This window comes from Cryobacterium sp. MLB-32 (assembly GCF_000738085.1).
In the GTDB taxonomy this organism is placed as follows: Bacteria; Actinomycetota; Actinomycetes; order Actinomycetales; family Microbacteriaceae; genus Cryobacterium.
In genome coordinates this window covers 1-8,480 of sequence record NZ_JPRS01000095.1, presented here as the reverse complement: position 1 = coordinate 8,480, position 8,480 = coordinate 1, and the positions used below count along the sequence as shown (strand labels likewise).

The 8,480-nt window shown below is 65.3% G+C and carries 7 protein-coding genes; 4 read left to right on the top strand and 3 right to left on the bottom strand.

The features are described from left to right. The first annotated feature begins 665 nt into the window (after positions 1-665). The 3 genes from JF66_RS11000 (at position 666) to JF66_RS10990 (ending at position 4,148) form a co-directional block, all read left to right on the top strand. On the top strand, positions 666-1,736 hold the full coding sequence (locus JF66_RS11000) for a low specificity L-threonine aldolase (RefSeq protein WP_035877852.1): 1,071 nt from the start codon (positions 666-668) through the stop codon (positions 1,734-1,736). 14 nt (positions 1,737-1,750) lie between these two features. Beyond that, on the top strand, positions 1,751-3,421 hold the full coding sequence (locus tag JF66_RS10995; protein ID WP_231556381.1) for a long-chain-fatty-acid--CoA ligase: 1,671 nt from the start codon (positions 1,751-1,753) through the stop codon (positions 3,419-3,421). Between the two features lie 121 nt (positions 3,422-3,542). Then, positions 3,543-4,148 carry a nitroreductase family protein gene (locus JF66_RS10990; RefSeq protein ID WP_035877850.1) on the top strand — a complete coding sequence of 202 codons (606 nt, stop codon included), beginning with the start codon at positions 3,543-3,545 and terminating at the stop codon, positions 4,146-4,148. 6 nt (positions 4,149-4,154) lie between these two features. On the opposite strand, the gene JF66_RS10985 is transcribed toward JF66_RS10990, so the two are convergent. From JF66_RS10985 to JF66_RS10975, 3 genes are read right to left on the bottom strand one after another with little or no spacing between them, the layout of a single operon-like run. After that, positions 4,155-4,625, bottom strand: coding sequence for a hypothetical protein (locus JF66_RS10985; RefSeq protein ID WP_035877849.1), 471 nt, complete (start codon positions 4,623-4,625; stop codon positions 4,155-4,157). A 29-nt stretch (positions 4,626-4,654) separates the two neighbouring features. Further along, positions 4,655-5,704 (bottom strand): zinc-dependent alcohol dehydrogenase family protein, encoded by a 1,050-nt coding sequence (locus tag JF66_RS10980; protein WP_035877847.1) that lies wholly within the window; start codon positions 5,702-5,704, stop codon positions 4,655-4,657. A 49-nt stretch (positions 5,705-5,753) separates the two neighbouring features. Continuing rightward, positions 5,754-7,940, bottom strand: coding sequence for an ATP-dependent Clp protease ATP-binding subunit (locus tag JF66_RS10975; protein ID WP_081882322.1), 2,187 nt, complete (start codon positions 7,938-7,940; stop codon positions 5,754-5,756). Between the two features lie 265 nt (positions 7,941-8,205). On the opposite strand from JF66_RS10975, the gene JF66_RS10970 reads away from it, so the two are divergent. After that, positions 8,206-8,480 (top strand): hypothetical protein (locus tag JF66_RS10970; RefSeq protein WP_035877844.1); only part of this gene is annotated, 275 nt, incomplete at its 3' end.

Below are 8,480 nucleotides of genomic sequence, written 5' to 3'. Positions count from 1 at the left end.
AATTTCGTGTAGCCCCACCCACACCCAAAAGCGCAGAATGAAACTTCATCAAGCCAAACAACACCACAAAAGCAGGCTATCTAAACTTGGGATTTGGTCCCGCATGAGGCCGGTAAGCTAAGCAGCTTTCCGCACCTGTGGGGCGACTTAGATGACATTACGGCCAATCCCCCAACCACGCAAATCAGACCCCCTTTTCACGACATCCCGGGCGCGTCGCCCCACCAGCAGGACCCAAGACCAGGTCACGAGACCTCGACCAACGGAAGGGACGAGGCCACGTCACGAGGTCTCGATCGCTCCTTCGTCGCGCCTCGACCAACGGGGGCTTCGACCGGCGAAAGGGGCGGCCCTCCGTTGCGCCTCGACCAACGGAAGGGACGAGGCCACGTCACGAGGTCTCGATCGCTCCTTCGTCGCGCCTCGACCAACGGGGGCTTCGACCGGCGGACGGGGCGGCCCTTCGTCGCGCCTCGACCAACGGAAGGGACGAGGCCACGTCACGAGGTCTCGATCGCTCCTTCGTCGCGCCTCGACCAACGGGGGCTTCGACCGGCGGAAGGGGCGGCCCTTCGTCACGCCTCGACCGGCGGAGGGGGCTGCTGAGGTCAAGGGGTATGGAACGATAGCTCGACCTATCAGGGAGGGTGCGGGAGGATAGGGGTGTGACCCAACTCCATGACTTGAACCTGCGCGGTTTCGCCTCTGACAACTACTCCGGTATCCACCCCGAGATCCTCGAGGCGATCACGAACGCCAACGGAGCACATCAGGTTGCCTATGGCGAAGACGTCTATACCGCCCGCCTACAAGAGGTCTTCGTCGAACACTTCGGTGAGGGCGTCGAGGCCTTTCCCGTGTTCAACGGCACCGGCGCCAACGTGATCGGGCTGCAGTCCCTGCTGCCGCGCTGGGGAGCGGTCATCTGCACCGCCACGGCGCACATTCACAATGATGAGGGTGGGGCCCCGGAATACGTGGGTGGCTTCAAGCTGCTGCCCGTTGCCACCCCGGACGGCAAGCTCACCCCGGCGCTCATCGACCAGGAGGCCTGGGGCTGGGGCGATGAGCACCGCGCCCAGCCGCTTGTCGTGTCCATCACCCAGACCACCGAGCTGGGTACTGCTTATACCGCCGAGGAAGTGCGTGCCATCGCGGACCACGCACACGCGAACGGCATGACCCTACATATGGACGGCGCCCGCATCTCCAACGCCGCCGCGAGCCTCGACCTGCCGCTGCGCGCCTTTACCCGCGACGCCGGTGTCGACCTGCTCAGTTTCGGCGGTACCAAGAACGGAATGATGCTCGGTGAGTGCATTGTGGTGCTCAACCCCGAGGCATCGACAGGCCTGAAGTACCTGCGCAAGACGAACATGCAGCTGTCCTCCAAGATGCGCTTCATCTCGGCTCAGTTCATCGCCCTGCTGAGCAACGACCTGTTCCTGCGCAACGCGAGTCATGCCAATGCCATGGCCCGTCGCTTGCGCGATGCACTCGAACAGGCCGTGGCGGATGGCTCGGTGCCCGGTCTGGCCTTCACTCAGGCCACGCAGTCCAACGCGGTCTTCGCCCGCCTGCCGCTCGGCGTAGCTGACCGGCTGCGCGAGAGCTTCCGCTTCTATGACTGGGACGCCCATACCGGCGAGGTGCGCTGGATGTGCGCCTACGACACCACACCGGCCGACGTGGATGCTTTCATTGCCGCCCTCACACGCGAGCTGGTTACAGCGTGAACGCCTACGCCGACATGCCCTGGCTGGCGGCCTACGCGCCGGGAGTTCCCGCCACGATCGACGAGCCCACCGAGACGCTCACCGACATGATGGAGAGTTCGGCGAAACGCTACGGCCGAAACATCGCGCTCGACTTCTTCGGCTCCACCACGACCTACGACGAACTGCGCGAGGACATCAGCCGGGTGGCGAACGGGCTGCGCAAGCTCGGAGTCACGCCCGGCGACCGAGTTGCCCTCGTTCTCCCCAACTGCCCGCAGCATGTGGTGGCCTTCTACGCGGTGCTGCGCCTTGGCGCGATCGTCGTGGAGCACAATCCCCTCTACACGGATCGGGAGTTGCGGCACCAGTTCGAAGACCACGGGGCCCGCGTCGCGATCGTCTGGGACAAGGTCTATGCCACCGTGCGGGCGTTTCCGAAAGACATGGGCGTCACCGAGATCGTCTCCGTCGACCTCATCCAGGCCATGCCGCTCGCCAAGCGCCTCGCGCTCAAGCTGCCGATCACGAAGGCCCGCGCCGCTCGCGCTGCTCTGTCGGCCGGCCCGGCCAAGGGCGCCACCCCCTGGGACACCCTGGTCGGGTCCCGCAAGCTGCACCGGTCACACCCGCGCCCGCAGCTCACCGACACCGCGGTGCTGCAGTACACGAGCGGCACGACAGGCACCCCCAAAGGCGCCATTCTCAGTCACTACAATCTGCGGGCCAATGCGGCCCAAGGTGCGGCGTGGGTTCCCGGGCTGCGCCCCGGCGAAGAAACCGTCTACGCCGTGCTCCCCATGTTCCATGCCTACGGCCTCACGCTGTGCCTCACCTTCGCCATGGGCATGGGCGCCCGGCTCGTACTGTTCCCCAAATTCGACGAGAAGCTTGTACTCGACGCTGCACGGCACGCCCCGCCGACGTTTTTGCCGGCGGTACCCCCAATCTACGATCGTCTCGTCACGGCCGCGGCCGCCCGTAAGGTGAGCCTGGCCGGCATCCGTTTCGCTATTTCCGGCGCCATGAATCTGCCGGTGTCGATCGTGGAGCGCTGGGAAGATGCCACCGGCGGCCTGCTCGTGGAGGGCTACGGCATGACAGAAGCCTCCCCCATCGTGGCGGGCAACCCGATCGGCCTCACCCGCCGGCCCGGCACCGTGGGCGTGCCGTTTCCGAGCACCGAGATCCGCGTGGTCGCCCCGGCCGACCCCCTGATCGATCTCGAATTCGACGAGGAAGGCGAACTGCTCGTTCGCGGCCCGCAGGTGTTTTCGGGGTATTGGGACCGACCGAGCGAATCCGCTCAGGTTCTGTTGCCGGACGGCTGGCTGCGCACAGGCGACATTGTTCGCGTCTCCGCGGACGGGTTCATCACGGTGGTTGACCGCATGAAGGAACTCATCATCACCGGAGGTTTCAACGTCTCTCCGTCAGAGGTGGAGGAGGCCCTGCTCTCCCACCCCGACATCGTCGATGCGGCCGCCGTGGGACTTCCCAGCACGAGCGGCGGCGAAGACATTGTCGCCGCGGTCGTGCTCCTCGACGGCTCGCACCTCGACGTGGACGCCGTCCGCGACTACTGCCGCACTCGGCTATCGGCCTACAAGATCCCCAAGAACATCGTGGAGGTGCAAGACATGCCGCGCTCACTGCTCGGCAAGATCCTGCGCCGCGAGGTTCGCACCCGCCTGCTCCAGGAGTAACCCCGGGGCGTTCACGGGCAAAGAAGGCATATCCAAGTGGAATACTCCGGCACGCCGGGTGTTGAACAGGGTGGGTCAGAGTTGCCCCGTGCCTATTCGTCTATCACGAAGGATCTGACCCATGAGCCTCATCACAGACACCCACAGTCGTCGCGCCGATACCGACGCGCCACTCATCCCCATCCTGATCGAGCGCTGGAGCCCCCGTGGCTACGACGCCTCGGCTGTCATCGACGAGGCCACGCTCACCACGGTGCTTGAAGCCGCCCGCTGGGCACCATCGGCCAGCAACATGCAGCCGTCCCGCTTCATCGTGGCCCGCCGCGGGTCCGACAGCTTCACCACGATCCACGCCAATCTGATGGGCTTCAATCAGACCTGGGCCGACTCGGCATCCGTTCTCATCGCCAACGTGGCCGAGCTGGCCATCGACAAGACGGCCGCCGACCTCAAGGACAACCCCTGGGCTCGCTACGACCTGGGCCAGTCCGTGGCCCACCTCACGATTCAGGCGCAGCACGAGGGCCTGCACACGCACCAGCTCGGTGGGTTCGACGGAGCCTCCCTGGCGACAGCCTTCGGCCTCACCGACAATCAGGTGATCGTGACGATCACCGCGCTCGGCGTACTCGGCGACGTGTCGGCTCTCTCTCCCGAAATGCTTGAGCGTGAAGTTGCGCCGCGTACCCGTAAGCCCCTCACCGAGCTGCTGCTCGTCAACGACTGAGTCACGCTAACGCGCCGCGCGTGGCCCACGGAGCAGCATTGTCGGAATCAGCGTTCCCACGATGACCACCGCCGTGAGCCACGCGAGGTGCACTCCCAGCGGGTATGGCCAATACATGGTCACCCCGACGCCGACAAGAATGATGGCGAGGGCCACCAAAGCCGGCCACCAGACGCGCCGCCATGCCAGCAGCAGGGTGGCCGCGGGTAGCCAATAGGCAATCTGACTGCCCGTACCCATGGAACGAACCATGGCGGCCGGCGTCTGCAGAAACGGCACCGCGTCAACCCAGGGGGCGAAGAACATCGCCGCGCAGTGGAACACGAGCGCAAGCCCACTCACCACCGCCACCCCTGCGGAAAGTCGTCCTACGGCGACGGAACGGCGGCGCAGCAGAGGACGCCCCACCGCGAGGCGCAGAATTCCCGCGGCCACGGCGAAGGCCAGCAGGCCTCCCCAGAGGAATGGTTGATTCACTATCGTCCTTCCAGGGGGCCCGCCGAGCCTTACGGGCGGAGGAGAACCTTGATGGCGCGGCGCTCGTCCATGGCAGCGTATGCCTCGGCGACCTCGGCGAGCGGAAGCTGCAGGTCGAACACGCGGCCGGGGTTGAGCGCTCCCGACAACACCTCGGGCAGCAGCTCCTCGACATAGCCACGAACAGAGGCGACGCCGCCGTTCACGCCCACGTTGGTTCCGAACAGCGTGCGGATCGGTAGCTCGGCGCCGCCGTTCGGCACGCCGACGTAACCGACCATTCCACCCGGACGCGCCGAGCGGATGGCCTGGTCCATCGATTCCGCGGTGCCGACGCATTCGAGCACGCAGTCCGCGCCGATGCCGTCGAGCAGTTCCTTCACGCGGTCAACGCCCTCATCGCCGCGCAGCTCGACGATGTCAGTCGCACCGAATTCGCGAGCAACGGCCTGACGATCGGCGTGACGCGACATGGCGATGATGCGGCTCGCGCCGAGGCGCTTGCTCGCGAGAACGGCACAGAGTCCAACGGCTCCGTCGCCGACAACGACGACGGTACTGCCCTTCGTCACACCGGCCGAGACGGCGGCGTGGTGGCCGGTTCCCATCACGTCGGCGAGGGTGAGCAGGCTCGGCACGAGCGAGTCGTCGGGCAGCTCAGGCGTGGCGACGAGGGATCCGTCAGCGTGGGGAACACGCACGCGCTCGCCCTGGGCGCCATCGGCGAAGCCGCCCATCCTGTCGTCGGCGCCCCACCAGCCGCCGTTGAGGCAGGAGGTGCTCACGCCGTTCTGGCAGTTGATGCAGGTGTTGTCGCAGTCATAGAACGGGGCAATGACGAAGTCGCCCACCTTGACGGTCGACACCTCCGCGCCGATTTCCTCGACGATGCCCACGAATTCATGGCCGATACGCTTCGGTTCATTTGTGGCTGCAATGCCCCGGTACGGCCACAGGTCTGAGCCGCACACGCACGCGGCGACGACACGCACGATGGCGTCGCCTCCGGTGGAAAGCACAGGGTTAGGAACTTCTTCGAGTCGGATATCGCGTTCGCCATGGATCACAGTTGCAAGCATGGTTAAAGCCTAGGTGCCGGTGCCGTTCCTGAGTGCTTTCCGGGGTGGACTACAGCAGATCGTCGTCGAGGTCATCCGGCAGGAGTTCGACGATGGGGGCGGATACGACGGTGAGCCCCTCGCCGTCGGCCGCCAGCTCTACGAGCACGGTTTCTCCATCGCGGATATCCCCTGCGAGAAGCGCCCGCGCCAGCCGGTCGTCGATCTCTCGCTGCATCAAGCGGCGTAGGGGACGCGCCCCATAGATGGGGTCGTACCCTTCGTCCGCGAGCCAGCGGCGGGCATCCGGTGTGACGGCGAGCTCAAGGCGACGCTCGCCGAGGCGACGCTGCAGGCGTTCGACGTAGAGTTCCACGATCTCGCCGAGCTCATCGGTCGTCAGCGTGGAGAAGATGACGATGTCATCGAGGCGGTTGACGAACTCGGGCTTGAACGCCTGGCGCACCATGAGCTGCACCGCCTCTTCCTTTTGCTCGGTGGAGAGCGTGGGGTCGACGAGCACCTGCGAACCAAGGTTCGAGGTGAGCACGAGGATGGCATTGCGAAAATCAACCGTACGACCTTGGCCGTCGGTGAGACGGCCGTCATCGAGCACCTGGAGGAGCACGTCGAAGACTTCGGGGTGCGCCTTCTCCACCTCATCGAAGAGGATGACCGAATAGGGGCGCCGACGAACAGCCTCGGTGAGCTGGCCGCCCTGCTCGTAGCCGATATAGCCGGGAGGGGCGCCGACGAGGCGCGACACCGAGAACTTCTCGCCGTATTCGCTCATGTCGATGCGCACCATGGCTTTTTCGTCGTCAAAGAGGAACTCGGCGAGCGCCTTGGCCAGTTCCGTCTTGCCCACGCCCGTGGGCCCGAGAAACAGGAACGAGCCGGTGGGCCGATCGGGGTCGGAGATACCGGCGCGGGAGCGGCGCACCGCGTCGGCAACCGCGCGGACGGCCGGCTTTTGGCCGATCAAACGGTGGGACAGCTCACTCTCGAGGCTCAGGAGCTTCTCGGTCTCGCCCTGCAGCAGGCGGCCGACCGGGATCCCGGTCCAGGCGGCGACGACCGCGGCGATGTCTTCCGCGGCGACCTGGTCGTTGACCATGCGCGGGCCGTCGGATTCGGCCTGCTCCGCTTCTCGCAGCTCGCGCTCCATCACCGGAATATCGCCGTAGAGCAGGCGCGACGCCTTCTCGAGGTTGCCCTCGCGCTGCGCTCGGTCGGCGTCGATTCGCGCACCGTCGAGGCGTTCGCGCAGTTCGCCCACCCGGTTGAGGCTCGCCCGTTCCTTGTCCCAGCGGGCCTGCAGGTCTTTCAGCCTGGCCTCGCGCTCCACGAGGTCCGAACGCAGCTTGGCGAGTCGTGCCTTCGACGCGTCGTCTTTCTCCTTCTTGAGGGCAAGTTCCTCGAGCTTGAGCCGGTCCACGCCGCGGCGCAGCTCGTCGATCTCCACCGGGGACGAGTCGATCTCCATGCGGAGTCGGCTCGCTGCCTCGTCGATGAGGTCGATCGCCTTGTCCGGCAGCTGGCGGGCCGTGATGTAGCGATTCGAGAGGGATGCCGCGGCCACGAGGGCCGCATCGGCGATCGTCACCTTGTGGTGAGCTTCGTACCGTTCCTTGAGGCCGCGGAGGATGGCAACGGTGTCCTCGACCGACGGCTCGTCCACGAGCACGGGCTGGAAGCGGCGCTCGAGCGCCGCATCCTTCTCAATAAACTCACGGTATTCGTTGAGGGTCGTGGCGCCGATGAGGCGCAACTCGCCGCGGGCGAGCATGGGCTTGAGCATGTTGGAGGCTGCGACAGACCCTTCGCCGCCGCCGGCACCCATGAGCGTGTGCAGTTCGTCGACGAAGGTGATGATCTCACCGTTGGCGTCGTTGATCTCCTTGAGCACGGCTTTGAGGCGCTCCTCGAACTCGCCGCGGTACTTCGCCCCCGCTACCAGTGCCGCGAGGTCGAGGGCCACGAGCTGCTTGCCCTTGAGCGACTCGGCCACGTCACCGGCGACGATGCGCTGGGCGAGCCCCTCCACGACGGCGGTCTTGCCCACGCCCGGCTCCCCGATCAGCACGGGGTTGTTCTTCGTGCGTCGCGTGAGCACCTGGCTGATCCGGCGGATCTCGGCGTCACGGCCGATCACCGGGTCGAGTTTGCCGCTTTTCGCAATATCAGTGAGGTTCACGCCGTAGAGCTGAAGCGCGGTCTTGGCCTTCTCCTGTGACGGCTGCTGTCCGGCTTGCATCGCGTTCCTCCCGAGTTGAGTCAAAGATGCTCAACTTTATCCCTCCCCCGGGCCGCGCGCCACCGAGCGCATCCGCGTGGACATACCGTCGGCCGGACCGATCTTGCGTGCCACCTCTGAGCTCTTCGCGCTTTCACCTGATGCGGCACTTCGTCTTAGTTACCCAACAAAACCAACTGATTGGTTTTGTTAGCGATGAATCCCCCCTACGCTTACTCAGTCTGGGTCGTTACCCAGACTCGGTTCGAGGGGGAGATTCACGAAGATGTCAGAAGATAAAGCCACCCGTTTCAACACGATCAAGGCCCGTCATTCATCCCACATGGTGAGCGTACGATCACGTTCGCTCGGCATCGTGTCGCTTCAGGGCCTCTTCCGGACGACCTTGGTCGGCATACTGGGGATTGTCTTGACCGCAGGAGCGCTTCCTCCAGTAGAGTCAGGCGATGCACCCGCGTCCGCCAGCGCAAGCGAGCGCGTCGAAGGCATCGTTGCCCTGCCGGAGCAGCAAAAGATCATCCATACAGATGCTTTCGTGGG

What these genes read in the sequence shown, in the direction of transcription:
- JF66_RS10995 (WP_231556381.1), top strand. Translation starts at nt 1,751, where the DNA reads ATGCCCTGGCTGGCGGCCTACGCGCCGGGAGTTCCCGCCACGATCGAC.
- JF66_RS10990 (WP_035877850.1), top strand. Translation starts at nt 3,543, where the DNA reads ATGAGCCTCATCACAGACACCCACAGTCGTCGCGCCGATACCGACGCG.
- JF66_RS10980 (WP_035877847.1), bottom strand. Translation starts at nt 5,704, where the DNA reads ATGCTTGCAACTGTGATCCATGGCGAACGCGATATCCGACTCGAAGAA.
- JF66_RS10975 (WP_081882322.1), bottom strand. Translation starts at nt 7,940, where the DNA reads ATGCAAGCCGGACAGCAGCCGTCACAGGAGAAGGCCAAGACCGCGCTT.